The sequence below is a fragment of the Reichenbachiella agariperforans genome, from assembly GCF_900142205.1.
In the GTDB taxonomy this organism is placed as follows: Bacteria; Bacteroidota; Bacteroidia; order Cytophagales; family Cyclobacteriaceae; genus Reichenbachiella; species Reichenbachiella agariperforans.
Genome location: NZ_FRAA01000004.1, coordinates 317,975 through 335,104 on the forward strand (window position 1 = coordinate 317,975; position 17,130 = coordinate 335,104).

Here is a 17,130-nt window from a genome sequence, read left to right on the forward strand (position 1 = left end):
TTTGATTAATCTACTGGCTTATATTAAAAGCCTAAGTTTAGTCCTACCGTATATGTTTTCACATTCGGATAACTAGCATAATCTAGTCCCAAGTTCCTGTTGGAATCGGCATTGTTCGTACCCTCCCCTTCATTAGCATAAGCCGCCTCAGGATCCAATCCAGAATAATTGGTAATTGTGAACAAGTTTTGTGCACTCACATACACTCTCAAAGAACGCACACGGATTTTTTCCAATACTGACTGAGGAATCGTGTATCCCAAAGCCACGTTTTTCAAACGCACGTAACTTCCATCTTCTACCCATCTCGAAGAGATTTTCTGAGTTCTTCCTGGATCTGCAGAAGGAATGGTTCCTGAAGGGTTATCTAGTACATGGTAACGGTCAAGAGCTGCTGTAGACACGTTATTCGTACCACGGAAAGACTCCAATTCCATTCTTGTCAAATTCAACATTTCATTACCGTGCACTCCTTGAATATAGACATTCAAATCAAAGTTCTTGTATGTGAAATCGTTGTTGAAAGACCAAATAAAATCAGGGTGTGGATTACCTATGATCTTCTTATCTTCATCTGTCAATTCACCATCACCATTAAGATCAGCAAACTGCTCTCCACCGATCTTCTCGTCTGATCCTACTAACAAGACATCCCCTGGTTGGGTCACACCTTCATATACATACCCATAGTACACGCCCATAGACTGTCCTTCTTGCAACAACTGGAATCCAGATGTAATGTTAAAGTGTCCTGGAGCATTGTAGTATGAGATCGTTGCTGTATCTGGTAGTGATGTCACTTCATTTCTATTCATGGAAAACACCAAGTTAGAAGTCCAAGTCAAGTCTCCTACCAAGTTTCTAGTAGTCAACATGGCTTCAATCCCTTGGTTTCGTATCTCTCCATAGTTTTGGAGCTGTGTTGGAACAGTCTCATTCACCCCGAAGAAAGCTGGAATCGGTCGATCAAACAACAAATCAGAGGTCTGCTTATCGTAGTAATCAGCCGTCAACCTCACCCTATTATCAAACAATCCTACGTCAATCCCAATATCCAATTGAGCTGTAGTTTCCCAAGTCAAATCTGGGTTCGCCAGAGTCCCTAAGATCAATGCTCCCTGCCCTGGTCTGTTGCTGTAGTAAGCATCGACAGTAGACAAAGATTCGTAAGCACCAATACCTTGATTACCTGTTAAACCATAACTCGCTCTGATTTTCATATCAGAAATGGTATTGATAGACTCTAGGAATGGCTCATCGCCAATATTCCAAGCTACCGCTCCAGATGGGAAATATGCCCATTTGTTATTCTTCGCAAAGTTCGATGCACCATCGTAACGAATAGTGGCCGTAAACACATATCTATCTAATAGTGTATAGTTCGCTCTAGAGTAGTACGATTTCAAAATTCTGGTTGACTGTGCAGATACAGGAGAGATGCTTGCCGCTCCACTCTCCAACAACCAGTAGGATGTAGCCTCAGACAAGAAATCACTCGCTCCTGTCTCTAACCCCTCGTCTACTCTCTTCTGGAAAGAATATCCATTCACCCAGTTGATTCTATGAATACCAAACTCTTTGTTGATTGTAAAATAATTCTCTGTCAACAAGTTTGTTGCCTTGTCAAATTCAAGCGTAGCTACTCCACTTCCACCACCTCTCACAAGGTCAGAAGAGCTAAACATTCCTTCTCTATATGATGTAACGCCCGCTCCTAAAGTAGTCTTGAAGCTCAACCAATCTAGTAGTTTGAAATCCACAAACCCATTAGACTGAAATCTATCTGTGACTCTTTCTCTGTCAATTTCATTAGCTATCGCTACTGGGTTATCAATGTTATCTCCCAATTTAGATTGCGTATAGTTGCCATCTGCATCACGAACTGGAGTATCTGGTTCCAGTCTTGCAGCTGCTCCAACTACACCTGTACTACTACTACCACCTGTAGTCTCCTGTGTCAATACACCTTGATCAATACTTCTTCTTCCGTACAAGTTCATTCCAATCGTAACTCTGTCAGAAGCCTTAATATTCAAATTACTCGTAACTGAGAAACGCTCATAATTAGAGTTATCGATTACACCCTCTTGCTCGAATTGCGTACCTGAAACATAATACTTGACAGCCTCACTACCGCCACTAACAGAAACTTGGTTGTTCCAAATATGCCCTGGTCTGAATATCTCATCTTGCCAATCCGTATCGACTGTCGCGTCATAACTATAAGCTGGTACTACTTCTAAAATATAATCTCTATAATCCTCACCAGACAATAGATCCAAGCGATTGCTTGTTTCCTGATATGAGTAGGAACTATTCACATCCACTTTGGTTTTACCTGCTCCACCAGATTTGGTAGTCACGAGGATCACACCGTTGGCTGCTCTAGACCCATAGATTGCAGTAGCAGATGCATCTTTCAACACTTCCATAGATGAAATATCCGCTGGGGGGGGCATTTCTCCACCTACAAACCCATCTACAACTACGAGTGGGTTACTACTTGCGTTGATCGAGCTACCTCCTCTAATTCTCATGTTCATCTCAGCACCTGGCTGACCGCCATTAGTTGACTGGATTTGAACACCAGCAGCACGACCTTGTAGACCCTGCACTGCACTCAAAGTAGGAAATGCATTCAGTTCTTCTGACTTGACTGATGATAGTGCGCCCGTATTGTCACTTTTCTTGACAGTACCATAGCCCACTACGACGACCTCTTCTAATTGCTTGTAATCGGTATTCAATGATACATCTACCACTGATCTACTTCCTACAGCCACTTCTTGCTGTTCGAAACCTACAAACGAAACTACCAAGGTGGCAGACTCAGGCACTGACAATGAATACTTGCCATCCAAATCTGTAATCGTACCATTGGTCGTTCCCTTCACCAGTACCGTAGCACCTGGCACACTTTCGCCATCTTCAGACGAAGTGACAACACCCGTCACAGTAGTCTGTGCAGATGCCCAAAACGATAACAAACACATGGCAATAACCGCCATGTACTTACTTTTTAATAGTAATAGTCTTTTCATAATTCGTAAACTTAATTTTAGTAATCAATGCTAATTGGACAATCAATTAATTGGTAGACCAATCGATTGAGAAGCCAATATAGAGAATATCTTAACAACTCCATAACATTTATCAAAAAATCAATCCCATGGATTCAAATTATCAAATGTCATTTTCTCGCATCTAGCGGAGCTACTATTCACTTCGCCATAAACTCGGTCAATAAAATCATCTGCTAAAACCTTAGGCTACATTAGTAAAAGAAAGCTTTACTGTTATTTAAATGTATATACATACAAATAAAACGTGCTGAATTTAGCCAATGACACTCCAGAAAAATGATTTAGCACTAGCAAGACATGAACTTCACCCTACTCTTCTTGCCTACTACATTCGTCATGCTACACTTGCACTACACTCAAAGCAATACACCATTCCTTGTCTCAAACATTATTTTTTGGTTAACCAATTTACATATTTATTATAAAACCAATACTATAAATCCGATTTTACCACTAGGTTTGTTAGGTTCAATTAGGAACTGAAAGAATTAAAAAAAGACAGATTATGAAACAGTACTTACTATTACTAGCCGCATTCGCGTTCTTGTTCTTGAATACCCTCACAGGGTGCGATGAAGAAGACAAACAAGAACAGTTCGATGACACCAAACAGATAGATAGTTTTTCTTTTGAGGAATTGGATCCTGTGGTGACAGGTGTCATCACTAACACAGACATAGCATTGACCGTACCTTACGATACTGATGTAACAGCCTTGACTCCAACAGTTACTCATTCCGCTTTGGCGAGTTTGTCTCCTGCTTCAGAAACAACTCAGGACTTTAGACTCCCTGTAGATTATACCGTCACATCTGAAGACGGCTCTACGCAAGTCTATACTGCTACTGTCACTAAAGAAGAGCCTCCTTTAGATTCCTCAAATGCAATACTCAATTTCTCATTTGAGGGACTAGCCCCTGTAGTAACAGCCTACGTTGGCGAGGGAGAAATCAAAGCGTGGATACCAGACCTCTCTGCAGCAAGCAACCTAACCCCTACCATTGTCATTTCAGAGAACGCTACAATATCACCCGCTTCTGGTGTAGCACAAGATTTTTCGTCTCCTATCACATATACCGTGACGGCAGAAGACGGCTCTATACAAACCTATACCACGACCATCACCGAAGAAACCGAAGTAGACTTAGCGTCAGGTCCAGCGTTTACATGGATCAACTGGTACCTGTCTGTCCCAATTGATAATGGCGGTAGTGCCACTTCTATCTACTATGAAGACATTGAAAATAATAACTTGTCTGAGGATGCCGCTCCATTCTTTTACCTAAATGATGATGACAGCTACACGATGTACACCAAATTCACAGGAGCTACTACATCTGGTTATAAAGAAATCAACGGCTCGGGATACTGCAGAACCGAACTCCGTGAATATTGGAGAGGAAATCAATCCACATCAGACAACTGGATCATGGATAGAAAAAGTGTGCATGGTTTAGCCTCTACGCTGAGCGTAGACTTCTGCAACGGCGATGGACAAACCTATGTCGCTCAAATACATGGTAGAAGTAGAACGGGTGCACCAGGAGATCCTGCTACTGTCAAGGTTCTTTGGAAAGAAGGTGAATTGATCACAGAGCACTATGTAAAACCCACCAAAGAAGGAGATCTCTGGACGAGTAAATACATTAGAAAAACCTCAATTGGCCAAGTAGACAATGAAAAGTTCACCATTACACTACTCGTAAAAAGAGGCGTTCTCTACTATGCGTTGCACTGTGAAGCAAAAGGGATAGACGTGGAGTATACAGAACTGTATGACTATGCAACAAATGGCTACATTCACGACAACTATTTCAAAACTGGAAACTACTTTAAATGGAATGACGACAAGGTCGAAGATTCACAAGTCATTCTATATTCGGCTAGAACTGCTCACACTGAATAAATAACCAATCTAGTGGCCTAGTCAGGCTAAAAGCCTTAAACCTCAACCCAATTTAGGTTTAAGGCTTTTAGACTAATCAATACCTTCTTCGCGGCTCATACATTCTACAAAACAATGAAAAAGCAATAAGGGAATGCAGCCTCTTACCACACATGATACCCATATAAGTAAAAAGACCTTGCCAGTAGGCAAGCTACGACAAGGTCTTTAGGGGTATTAAGATTCTATCTACTAATAAACAAGCGTCAACTTTAAGTTTTCTTGCACTACAATCTTACCTGAGTTGGATATTTGATTGTTAGCGTGCGTATTGTTCTTCGCACCCCACAGTAGAGCGACCAGTTTGACTGAGTTATTTTTAAAGGTATTGTCTTCTAAGTTTACATTGACAATCCCACGTGTGTTGAGTAAGATTCCGTTGCTCTCTTTTCCTCCGCATTGTGTGAATGTACTGTTGATGACCGAGAGATTACCACCTATCGTGGACTCGTCATACCCTCCACGGTAGTAGTCTATTACGTTGGCTTTTACATTATCAAATACGCACCCCTCTACGGTCAAGAATTCCACGTTGTAGTCTCCCTTGTCATTTGTTTCTTGGGATAATTCAATCCCATTTTGACAATCTCTGAGTGTAGAATTAGCAAAACTAATCTCCTCTGCAAAAGTCTCCTTATATGCCTTTAGCACGTAATCGAACCCTTTGATCTCACATCCTTTGACTCTAAGATTGTAATGACTAGACATGTTTTGTTCGAGGCTAGCAAATGCCTGCTGGGTACCTGTACCCGATAGTATAACTTGAGAGAGTATCAGCTCACCTTTAGGGTTCATCTGAAACGCTGGTGTACCAGCAGCTCCGGAGTATATGATCTCAGCGAGTTGATTCTCATCTTTCGACTGGATCGTAATCGCCTTATTGATTACCAGAGATTCGGTCAGCGTATAAGTACCAGGCATCAATACGATAACATCTCCCGCTTCTGCAGAGGCAAGTTTATCTACTAGATCTGTCCCCTCTGGATGCACATCGATCATACTTGGTTCTTTGGTTTCCTTTTCATTCGAGAACCAACCTGCACCGTACTGACCCTTATCCAAAATCATAGGGTCCGCAGCAGGCGCTTTAATCATAGCACCAATACTAGTATCGTTAGTTCTGGAATTACCAAAAATATCAGTTTTGAATTGATCAAACTCAAAGCCTTGATATGCCTCTACTGCTGATGCGGTAGTAGGCTTGTACAACAACTCACCCACCTTGTCTAGTGTCATTTCTGTAGATGTTAACCCTTGCCTTTCATCAAACCGAACACCTTGATTTTGAATAAAGTTACTAGCAAAAGTCACTCCATCAGCCTTGTCGTGTTCTACAACTGGAGCAGTGTCTCCTTGTTCGTTGTAGATCAGATTATTGGCAACTACTGTACGGATCGGCCTTGCTGACCTGATTTCGGATAGTGGTAGTACTTCTTTTTGGCTGATGTTTGTCCCTACCCCAAACTGCCATGGAGATGGACAGTTTACGTAAGTATTGTACGCGACGATGACATCCGTCACTTGATTGTAGCGATTGAGTGGCGACTTTGGTATCCCATTCATCACAGCCAATGGGCTTCTAAAACTTTTTCCTTTCAAGTTGTAGAAATAGTTATTGGTCACAACATGCCCTGTATTGATCAGTCTAATTCCTCCAATATTTTCAGAGTTTTCATCTCCGATAAAATAATTGCCATCAATCGTGCAGTAGTTACCGTGACGCGTCACGAGCGATCCCTCACTCTTATAGAAAACATTGTTTCTAAACTCGTTGAAATTCGTCTTGCTAGAGATAATCTCCACTTCTCCGTTACACTCTTCGAATAGATTATTGGCTACTGTAGTATTGCTAGGAGACATGGAGCTAAAACTATCTCCTAGTTGGATCGTCTCCCCTTTAGGTCCTCCCTTTCTTGGACGAGGACCAAAATGATTGTTAACGATCTGATGAAAGTTCTTAATGTTTCTCCTGCCTTTAATCTCTACTCTGACAGTCGGCCCTTCGTTGGATTTTCCCGCGAGATAGCAGTGATCCATTTGGTTGTTTCTACCCCAAAATTCTACCCAGTGATCCTTTCTATCTCGGCTCATCTGGTTGAACCCCTCGATCACGGTATTGGTGATGCGACAGTGATTTGCCACTTGCTCTTTATCAAATTTAAAATCGATCACTGCATTTGATGGCGTATACCCATTTCGGAAGTAAAGACCACTCACTGTTAAATACTCCCCCCCGAATTTCAAATCCGACTCTCCTTCTATAAACACCTGGCCTGGCGTCTCTGCCTGCAGGGTTATCGGAGCATCCTCGGTTCCTTTTCCTCCAAATTTGATTTGGACATCCTTCCAAACCCCATTTGCCATGGTGATCACATCGCCCGCCTTAGCACTATCCAGTGCGACCTGTAACGATGCAGCGTCCGTAACGACCCGTTGCTGATTACTCGTAACTTTCTCCTGACAGGCTGCTGCCAAAAATAGTAATGCTGCTAGCCAAATAGTATTCCTTTTCATTGCTCTTTTATTTGTAGTAAATTCTTTATCTCCCTGATTGATTAAAAACATGTATTGCACGGACTATTCTCTGATAAGACAACTCGATTAAAAGTTACTGCTTTATCACTGTGAAAGAAAGTGGTTTTGCATGAAGACCACTGATCTTTAACATGACCATCCCACTCCAAGAAACGCCACTGACATCAATGACATTCCCTTGCAACTCACCGTGCTCCAGAACACGTCCGGTCATATCTAACAGTGTATAGGCTTGGTAATGGACCATTAGTCCTTTAAGGTGAATGGTGCTTTGAACGGGGTTCGGATAAAGTACTATATCCGATCTGTTTTGAGCCTTAGTACTGAGCGTGGCCTGACTACCATTGGCTTCTCCCCATACTTCTATCTCGCTGATACTGTTCCAATCCGATGATGAATTACCAAACCCTGTAAGCTTGATATATTTGGCTATCGTATCCTCGAAATCTATCGTTTCAAAATCCTCAGTAAAACCAGCGCTTTCTGTTTTAGCGACCAAGTTCACAAACGTCGTATTGTCTTCAGACAGGTCTACTTTGTATGTAGTCGTACGTTCATCACCATTGAGAAATGCTATTTTGACATAACTCACCTCGTGGACTCCATCCAGTTCTAAAGTCAAATGCTGTTCACCCTCTGCCGACCATCGCGTGTCCATATCTCCATCTATGGCATTTTCTTTACCATTCCCATCTTGTTCAGCACTTGCCATGACAGCTACTATATTGAGTTTTTCTCCCCCTAAGTTTAATACAGCAGCAGCCTGCACCACGGTAATGTCTCGTGAGAACCCACTTCCAGACACCTGTATAGTCGCAGTACGCGGCATATAGTCCGTATTAGCAGTGACCGAAACGGAGACACTACCGGACCCTGTACCGCTAGTAACATCTAAACTTACCCATGTCGCATCAGTAGATACCGTCCATTCTAGGTTAGTATTGATATCTAATGAAGATACAGTCGCATTTGTTCCCGTACTGATTTCATTAGTAGAGACAAGGAGGTAGTCCACTTCGGATTCTCCGTCATAATCTGGGTGAAAAGAATGCGGCCCGACATCTTCGCTTGTCAGCGGTGCATATCGTACAGATTCGAGACTATAATGATCTGCACCTACGGTACTCGTCTCTGGGCGACTATGTCCCTCAATATCCTCTGCCAACTCATCCAATATTGTAGAGGCTCTCAATGCTACAGGAGTCTGGTCCGTAGACCTCCATGTACCCGTCTCATCGTCGTAGGAGAGGAAAGGGTTCTCTACCGAAACCTCCGTCGACTCAAATGTTCTTTCATCGCTAGTCAACATAGCAGTACCAGTAGGTTGCATAATATTGTTGACCCACACCATATTGTCTGGCTCATTGTGATAGTAAATAAGATCATTGGTCGAGCCTGTAACTATATTATAAGCCATGGTCACATCACGTGGTGGCTTACTGTATTTCCCATTGTTATCAAATCCTATTTCAATTCCATAATCATTGTTGACCAAGGTATTGTAGGCGATAAGCGCACGCTCAATGCGAAAATGTTTGCTCAGCGAACCATTGCCCGATTCGGCATCTCCTTCTGTCAAGGTAATGGGCGCATCCCATTTTTGACCTTTGAGTCCCTCAAAATAATTATTCACAATAACATGATCTTCTCCATAAACTCGAATCCCTCCGGTGCAATAGATCCCCTCAGCTGTAACAGAGCATGCAGCGCCTCCTCCCAAAAAATAGTTACCTTCTACGCGATTCCTATTGCCATGTCTGAGAGACAAAGTTCCTTCACTTTTGAGAAAAGTATTGTGACGGACGATATTATCGCAGGACTTGAGTGACACGATCTCTGGATCACCATTACACTCTTCAAAGAGGTTGAACTCTACTGTCGTAAAGCCGCTAGATTCAGACATTTCACTCCATCCTACCCGGATCGATTCTTTTTCATTGGTTGCACGAGGAGTATTGTTGCGAAAATGATTGTGATCGATGACATCAAACTGCGATTGAACCGTTTCTCCTGACCCGTCTATAGTGATATAGTGGCCAACTTCTACTTTGTTCTCGAATAGATTGTGATCGATACGGTTGTGATGACTAAACGAAGAAGTGGGTTGATCCCAAACCCCTCCTATGTATACCCATTTGGTAGAGGACTCTTCCGTCAGCCTAAAGATATTTCGAGTAATACGAATATTATTAGATCCTTCTAGTTTAATAGCGGTACCGCTGTTGGTAAAGGTGATTCCTTGAATCGTCAAGTAGGCGCAAGTTCGGAGCACAAACTTGGTATCTCCTGTGAATACAACGCCTCCGGTACTTTCGGCACGTACAGTAATATCTGCAATATCCGTTCCCTGTACATTGATGGTCATACCATTGCCATCGTATGTACCATCTGCAATCTGAATTGTATCTCCGGGAGAAGCTGCGTTGATAATATCTTTGAGCTCATCGATATCACTGACGGTCGTTACGTTTTGACCAAAGGTGCTCGTACAATATATCACGAACCCTATTGTAGCACAGAGTTTCTTAACAGAGTTCAACTCTGTTTTCCATAGTTTGTTTTTGTTCATAGTCTAGTCTTTATAATCTCTTTCATGCCCAACTTCTGGAAACCCAAAAATTGGTCAACCAATATAGGCATATTATCTGAGATGAGAAAACTGAGACAAAAAATAGCACTGAGTAGTCCCTATAAAGTCATATAGTAGGACAGCCCAGAGAATAGCACAAAAACAAGTGTCCACATAAAATAGCCAGTTTCCAAGCTAGCAAAGCTTGGCCTAGAAACAACTCAAACACTACAAAACCTCTTACAACAAGCTGAATTCCAATTCAAAACATTTTCCAACAACTCCCCCAATCATTCTCAAGCGCAGTATCTATTACAAATAGACAGGTTTTCCATTTGGAATAGATGTCGTTACAAAACACAATTGGTAAACCAATTGTGTTTTACTTAGTGATCCAATTGATTATGGATCAATTATTACTTAGGTTTGTTTTACTCATTCGAGAAGAAGACTAAAGAAAAAAGAACGATTATGAAGCAGTATTTACTACTATTGGGCTCATGGAGCCTCCTAGCGTTAATATGGAGTGGATGTAAGGAAGATGAGCAACCCGAAGCATTATTAAACGACGCAAAACAAATAGAAACCTTTGTACTAGAAGAGCTAGATCCAGAGGTAGATGGGGTCATCACTGATAACATGATAGACCTAACCGTACCCTTCGATACAGATGTGACCGCTTTAACGCCTAGCATCACCATATCAGACAAAGCTACGGTCTCTCCCGAGTCAGGAACTAGTCAAAACTTCAGTTCCTCGGTAGACTATACTGTAACAGCAGAGGATGGCACTAGCCATACATATTCAGTAACTGTCAGCAAAGAAGCTGCTCCACTCAGTGACAGCAAAGAGATTATATCATTCACATTCGAAGATCTAGATCCAACGGTACCAGGTGCCGTGGATAATAAGTATCAAGAAGTACACGCGTGGGTTCCTTATCAATCTAGTCAAAGTGCACTCACACCGACACTAGTAATCTCAGAAAAAGCAAGTATCTCTCCAGAATCAGGCGTGACACAGGATTTTAGCAACCCAATCACCTATACTGTCACTGCAGAGGATGGTTCAACTCAAGAATACATCGTCACAGTACATCAAGACGAAGACGGTACGGGCACTCCACACTCGGTACTACACATGCGTGGACTATGGAAACTAACATTACCCCTGAGCAAAAGTGGAGAATACGTCACAGACAACCAACCAGGCGATGCACTCGAGATTAAGCCTGACGAACTATTGACCTATTCAGAAAGTACTTATGGATTTTTCGAAACAGTACAGGACGATGCTGGTAAAGACATAGGTGTCAAATTTGCCACCAACTGTGGAGGAGCAAGAACATCAAGTGGCACCTATTACCCCAGAACAGAGCTACGCGAGTACAACAGAAGTGGTAACAATGACTGGAGCAATGAAGGCAGTACCATGCACCGCATGTATCTGCGCCAAGCTATCACCAAAGCCCCTACACAAAAACCGCAGGTCGTAGCAGGACAAATACACAATGGTGACGACCAGATATTGATACGGTATACTGGAAATAGCCCAGGGAAATACACGCGGAGCACCGATGACCCTTGCGTAGGCACTATTACTCAGGAAGGTGACCCTGATGATTACACTGGCTACCTCGCCTGTTTTTACGAAAACAGTAAACAAGTCGTAGCGTTAGATCTAGATTATACCTTGGGGGAGATTTTTGAACTTGAAATAATAGCACAAAACAACCAAGTGATCGTCAACTACAACGGTGAGAACAAACTGATCTGGGACAAAACCTTGAAAAACTGTTACTTCAAAGCAGGGTGCTACTCTCAATCCAGTGCTCAAAACCAATGCAACGGAAAGAGTTCTCCTGATGAAGATCCCGATCAACTCGCAGAAGTCGTAATCTACGACATGGAACTCCTGTAATAGAGACAATTAATTGAGTTAACCAAAATAGAATTTATTGATGTAATAAGACTTACGTCAAGGTTCCATGTGTCCAAAATCATTTTTGGTTATTCAATTTTTGATATACCAAAACAATGACAGGTTGATAAAAACACTATTTAAAGACATTAAAGAAGATATTTTGAACCAATAATGATAATTATTTTGGATTAACCACAAGAACAGACTATATTGGTATACCAATTTTTGGAACACCATTCAAGATTGGAAAAGCAAGACTATTTTATAAACTATTAAAATTAAGAATGATTATGAAACAAACATTTCTAACTAAAAACAAGGTGGCAGCCTTTTTCACTAGAGGATTTCTAGCATCACTATTTGCTATGAGTGTACTAGTATTTGCAACATCATGTGGCGAAGAAAGTGGCAGTGATGAGCCAGCATTACCTCCAGCAGCAGCATTCAGTGCTGAAGTAGATGTATTTGAAGTTACCTTCATCAACGCTTCCACAGGAGCAGCTAGCTACGCATGGAATTTCGGTGATGATTCTGAAGGTTCTACTGATCAGAATGTAATCCATACCTACGCGTCTCCTGGATCTTATAACGTTACTTTAACCGTGACAGGTGAGGACGGTACAACTAGCGAAGCGACCAACACTGTAGAAATCGTGATCCCAGAGGCGTCATTCAGAAATGGGACCTTTGATGAAGCAGGTTACGAATCAGATGTACTGAAAGACATCTACCAAACAAACAATGATGAGTGGGAACTACCTGCAGAACATGCTTGGGATGACGATGCATTCAGATGTGGTGGTATGACTAGTGATGGAGAGAAGCTAGAGGACGGTACCAAAACAAACGGTATCAAATTCAACGATCCATTGAGAGGTGCTTATCAGAAAATCACTGTAGTACCAGGCGCAACATACGAAGTAAGCTTCCGTGCCTCTACTGAGTCAGTAGATGTACCTGCAATTGACAAAGTAACGGCTTGGTTATTGAAAGGCGACATCCATTCAGAGACTGAGATCACAGCAGATAACACATACACTTCTGTAACAGTAGTGAGTTATGCTGATGCAGCTAAGGCTAACTTCCAGACTTACACTATGCAGTTCACTGCGGAGACCGAAGAGCTACTGTTCTTCATGAAGAGTGTAGACCCTAATGCTAATGGTGACGCAGAAACTTGGATTGATAATGTTACAATTACTATTCAGTAAGAAATAAATTGTATCTCGTTTACAAAAGGCTTGAGAGTTTCTCAAGCCTTTTTTTATACCCAATATTTAATCAAAACTCAACCCCAACGTAAACAACCACAAACCAAACCCACTCATTACTAACAACCTAAATTCGGTTCTGAAAAAGGCTCAACAAAAGTACTAAAGCCATTTCTGACAATTCGAACGCTAACCTTTTTGAAAAACGGAACCATTGAAATGTCGTAAGGGAGAGTGAGACCTCCCACACATTACCTCTTGCTTTTGTCATTTCACAGTGCAGCGTAAAAATCTAAAGCGTTATGCAAATTGATACTGACTTGAAAAGACAGTTGACTTTTCCTTTGGAATGCATGCTTTAAAAGCGAATCTGTGGAATCGTTTAGATTTTCCCTATGTGATTTAACTCGTGAAAACGAGCGTTATAGTAGCTTACTATGATTCAGCTAGATACCACAAAAAAAGAGAGCAACCGCTTGCTCTCTTTAAAAAATATTGACTGAATAAATAGAAATCTTTGTTTTGACACTACCTGACCCGTAAAGACCACCTAGATCGCCGCGCCAGGTCTATTATCTCTTTACACCCTGATTATCTCCATCTACAATAGCCATAATTTCTTGGCTCGTGGCGAGATTCAGGTCTCCCGGTATGGTATGTTTCATCGCAGAACAAGCGATGGCATAGTCGATGGTTTTGTATAGATCATGTTCGAATTGGATCAACCCATAGATGATCCCAGAGGTCAGTGCATCACCACTGCCCACTCTATCCAAAATATCTGGAATATCAATCACTCTACCTTCGTAGACGTTGTGCTCGTCAAATATAGCCGCAGAGATCTTGTTGTGGCTCGCACTGATGGTTCTACGCCACGTCACCACCACATTTTTGAGATTGGTAAAACGACTCGTCAACACCTCACCGAGATGCGCAGTACTAGACCGCAAGTCATACGGACATTCTTCGATTCCAAATAGTTCCTTGATATGTTCCTCATTGCCAAGCAAGATATCGCACTCCTCGATCAATTCAGGCAGTACTTCGTTGGGTTTTCTACCCCAGTTCCACAGTTTCTTTCGGATATTGAGATCTACAGAGATCGTCATCCCTAGTGCTCGCGCTTCTTTGATCGCTTCCAAGAGCAAATTGTACGCCTGCTCACTAACAGCAGGTGTCACCCCAGACCAGTGCAACCAATCATACCCTTTGAGTATCTCTTTCCAATCAAAATCCCCAGGTTTGGCTTCCGCAAATGCAGACTGCTCACGATCGTAGATCACGTTGCTAGAGCGCAGCATGGTACCCGTCTCATGAAAGTAGAGTCCTAGGCGTCTACCCTGCATAAGTACATCCGATACATCCACACCGGATTTTTGCATGTGTCCACGCGCCGCTCTTCCGAGATCATTGTCTGGCAAAACAGTGACGAACTTTGAAGGCATCCCCATCTTGGTCAAGTTGACTGCCACGTTGGCCTCTGTCCCACCATAGGACGCTTTGAAGGCATTGGCCTGTTCGAACCGTGCCTGATTCGGTACATCCAAACGCATCAACAATTCTCCAAACGTGATTACTCTTTTCTTTGACATCTGACTTTAGTTTTAATTCGAGTCCAAAATTAAGACTGAGAAAAACAAAATTCTCTTCCTTGAACACCCAATACTATTCAAAAAAAACGTCCTACCTACCAGCGGCAGGTAGGACACGCTTCCTAAATATTTCGATTCTTTAAGAAAACGATCTTTGTTGAATCAAGCCGACTCGCCCGATTCGATTACATTCCTTAAATTCCTAAAGCTTGACCTCCACCGATTTGGATCGTCTCAGCCGTGATGAAAGAAGCATCGTCACTGCCTAAGAAAGCTACAACAGAAGCAACCTCTTCTGGCTCACCAATTCGTCCCAACAAAATGTTGTTTTTCCATGAAGCGAACACTTCAGGCTTAGTCGCTTTGATTTGAGCATGGAATGGTGTGTCAATCGTACCAGGAGATACTGCGTTCACTCTAATTCCATATTCTGCCAAATCTTTTGCAAGTGCTCTCGTAATTGCGTGTACTCCTGCTTTAGACGTACCATAGACACCTGCTCCAGGTCCACCTGCGTTCCATCCAGCGTTTGATGTATAGTTGATAATCGACGCATTTTTTCCTTTTTTGAGGAAAGGAATGGCCGCTCTTGATGCAAAAAACACCGAATCCAAATTCAAAGCCATAACAGATCTGTAAAACTCAGTAGTCATTTCCTCAAATCTAGATCTTCCACCTAGACCACCTGCATTGTTAACCAATAGGTCAATTTTACCGTACTTTTCACCAATTTTGGTGATGTTTTCAGTGACAGCTTCATCACTAGTCACATCAAACCCAACGTACTCCGCAGTGATTCCTTCTGCCTCAAGCTCTTTTACTCTTTCCGCTCCTTTTTCTTCTTCAATACCATTCAAAACAACAGTATATCCCTCTTTTCCTAATCTTTTTGCTACTGCAAAACCGATTCCACCTGTAGCTCCTGTCACTACGGCTACTTTACCTTCTGACTTCATAATTGTATTAATTTTAATATCTAGTTCTATTTTATTTCTATTCTTTTGATCTCCTTACAAAGGACAAATATTGCGATCACACTCAAGGGCACGAATGCACCGATGATCACGAAAGCAGGCGTATAAGACGTCTCTGTAATAAACGGGATGAGAAAATTCATTCCAATCACACAAAACAGACCGACTGTTCCTCCAAAACCAGCCAATGCCCCCACAGATTTTCCACTGAGCAAATCACTCGGTATAGTCTGGACATTGCTAATCGAAAACTGGAAGCCGAAAAGGACCACTGCAACAATCCCTACAAATTTTTCTGGCGTATTGGCAATAAAAATAGTAGCCAACAACCCCAAGAACATCAACACAGCACCAATCGAAATCGTCGTTTTACGTGCTTTGTCTACTCCTTTGCCTTGTGCAATCAACTTGCCCGCAAACCACCCTCCAGACATACTACCTATGGCAGCTCCTACATAGGGTACCCAAGCAAACATTCCGATTTCTTTGACATCAAAACCATAGGTATCAGCCAAATAAATAGGCATCCATCCCGCAAACAACCACCACAGTGGCTCCAAGAAAAAACGAGATGCCGGTACAGACCACGCTTCTTTATGCGACAAGATTTCTCTCAATGACAATGCCTTCTCATCCTCGTCTCTAGTCTCTACTGGTTGATCAGACAAAATATGCTCCTGCTCCTCTGAAGTAATCCAAGGGTGTTTTTTAGGTGATGCCTTGTTGATGATCAACCATGGAATAACCCACAAAAACACCAAACTACCTACAATCACAAAAGTGACTCTCCATCCAAATCCGAGGTAGAGCATCGCAATCAATGGCGGTGCTATCACAGACCCCATAGAGGCTCCAGCATTAAAGATCCCCTGTGCCATAGCCCTCTCCTTCGCAGGAAACCACTCTGCATTACTCTTAACCGCCCCAGGCCAGTTACCTGCCTCTGACACACCGAGCATCACTCGAAACACCCCAAACGACAACAACCCTGAAGCCAAAGCATGCATCGCCGTGGAAATCCCCCACGCCATGATACTGACCACATAACCCATTCGTGTACCGATTTTGTCAAACATCCGTCCCGAAACAGATTGACCGATCGCATAGGCTACCATGAATACGTTTAGCATGATAGAATAATGATGCTTGGTAAACCCTAGTTCCTCAGATATCCCAGGCCACATCACACTAATGGCCGTTCTGTCTATATAATTGATCACAGTGGCCAAAAAAATCAATATGATGATCCACCACCTTAGTCCTTTCACTTTCATAATCTCTGCTTTTCAAAGCTCCTT

The 17,130-nt window shown here is 42.3% G+C and carries 9 protein-coding genes; 3 read left to right on the plus strand and 6 right to left on the minus strand.

All coding sequences use genetic code 11. The annotated features are described in order from the left end of the window. Nucleotides 1-23 precede the first annotated feature (23 nt). Nucleotides 24-3,041 (minus strand): SusC/RagA family TonB-linked outer membrane protein, encoded by a 3,018-nt coding sequence (locus BUB99_RS12590; RefSeq protein ID WP_073122870.1) that lies wholly within the window; start codon nt 3,039-3,041, stop codon nt 24-26. A gap of 547 nt (nt 3,042-3,588) precedes the next feature. Here BUB99_RS12590 and BUB99_RS12595 point away from each other — a divergent pair. Further along, nucleotides 3,589-4,989 carry a polysaccharide lyase family 7 protein gene (locus tag BUB99_RS12595; protein WP_073122871.1) on the plus strand — a complete coding sequence of 467 codons (1,401 nt, stop codon included), beginning with the start codon at nt 3,589-3,591 and terminating at the stop codon, nt 4,987-4,989. 231 nt (nt 4,990-5,220) lie between these two features. On the opposite strand, the gene BUB99_RS12600 is transcribed toward BUB99_RS12595, so the two are convergent. Beyond that, complete coding sequence (locus BUB99_RS12600; protein WP_073122986.1) at nt 5,221-7,542, minus strand: chondroitinase-B domain-containing protein; 2,322 nt, start codon at nt 7,540-7,542, stop codon at nt 5,221-5,223. A 94-nt stretch (nt 7,543-7,636) separates the two neighbouring features. Beyond that, complete coding sequence (locus BUB99_RS12605; protein ID WP_073122872.1) at nt 7,637-10,132, minus strand: chondroitinase-B domain-containing protein; 2,496 nt, start codon at nt 10,130-10,132, stop codon at nt 7,637-7,639. A gap of 471 nt (nt 10,133-10,603) precedes the next feature. On the opposite strand from BUB99_RS12605, the gene BUB99_RS20230 reads away from it, so the two are divergent. Both BUB99_RS20230 and BUB99_RS12615 read left to right on the plus strand, forming a co-directional pair. After that, nucleotides 10,604-12,052 carry a polysaccharide lyase family 7 protein gene (locus tag BUB99_RS20230; RefSeq protein WP_073122873.1) on the plus strand — a complete coding sequence of 483 codons (1,449 nt, stop codon included), beginning with the start codon at nt 10,604-10,606 and terminating at the stop codon, nt 12,050-12,052. 368 nt (nt 12,053-12,420) lie between these two features. After that, nucleotides 12,421-13,266 carry a PKD domain-containing protein gene (locus tag BUB99_RS12615; RefSeq protein WP_185117034.1) on the plus strand — a complete coding sequence of 282 codons (846 nt, stop codon included), beginning with the start codon at nt 12,421-12,423 and terminating at the stop codon, nt 13,264-13,266. A 572-nt stretch (nt 13,267-13,838) separates the two neighbouring features. Here BUB99_RS12615 and BUB99_RS12620 read toward each other — a convergent pair. The 3 genes from BUB99_RS12620 to BUB99_RS12630 all read right to left on the minus strand — a co-directional run bounded on the left by BUB99_RS12620 (nt 13,839) and on the right by BUB99_RS12630 (nt 17,106). Beyond that, nucleotides 13,839-14,858, minus strand: a complete 1,020-nt coding sequence (locus tag BUB99_RS12620; RefSeq protein WP_073122875.1) for a sugar kinase — start codon at nt 14,856-14,858, stop codon at nt 13,839-13,841. Between the two features lie 194 nt (nt 14,859-15,052). After that, the gene (locus BUB99_RS12625) at nt 15,053-15,814 is read right to left on the minus strand and encodes an SDR family NAD(P)-dependent oxidoreductase (protein ID WP_221406447.1); all 762 of its coding nucleotides are present in this window, start codon (nt 15,812-15,814) and stop codon (nt 15,053-15,055) included. Between the two features lie 26 nt (nt 15,815-15,840). Next, nucleotides 15,841-17,106 carry an MFS transporter gene (locus tag BUB99_RS12630; protein ID WP_073122877.1) on the minus strand — a complete coding sequence of 422 codons (1,266 nt, stop codon included), beginning with the start codon at nt 17,104-17,106 and terminating at the stop codon, nt 15,841-15,843. Nucleotides 17,107-17,130 lie beyond the last annotated feature (24 nt).

Bases quoted from the DNA above. Each gene is read 5' to 3' on its own strand.
- BUB99_RS12590 (WP_073122870.1), bottom strand. From the start codon at position 3,041: ATGAAAAGACTATTACTATTAAAAAGTAAGTACATGGCGGTTATTGCC.
- BUB99_RS12595 (WP_073122871.1), top strand. From the start codon at position 3,589: ATGAAACAGTACTTACTATTACTAGCCGCATTCGCGTTCTTGTTCTTG.
- BUB99_RS12600 (WP_073122986.1), bottom strand. From the start codon at position 7,542: ATGAAAAGGAATACTATTTGGCTAGCAGCATTACTATTTTTGGCAGCA.
- BUB99_RS12605 (WP_073122872.1), bottom strand. From the start codon at position 10,132: ATGAACAAAAACAAACTATGGAAAACAGAGTTGAACTCTGTTAAGAAA.
- BUB99_RS20230 (WP_073122873.1), top strand. From the start codon at position 10,604: ATGAAGCAGTATTTACTACTATTGGGCTCATGGAGCCTCCTAGCGTTA.
- BUB99_RS12615 (WP_185117034.1), top strand. From the start codon at position 12,421: ATGAGTGTACTAGTATTTGCAACATCATGTGGCGAAGAAAGTGGCAGT.
- BUB99_RS12620 (WP_073122875.1), bottom strand. From the start codon at position 14,858: ATGTCAAAGAAAAGAGTAATCACGTTTGGAGAATTGTTGATGCGTTTG.
- BUB99_RS12625 (WP_221406447.1), bottom strand. From the start codon at position 15,814: ATGAAGTCAGAAGGTAAAGTAGCCGTAGTGACAGGAGCTACAGGTGGA.
- BUB99_RS12630 (WP_073122877.1), bottom strand. From the start codon at position 17,106: ATGAAAGTGAAAGGACTAAGGTGGTGGATCATCATATTGATTTTTTTG.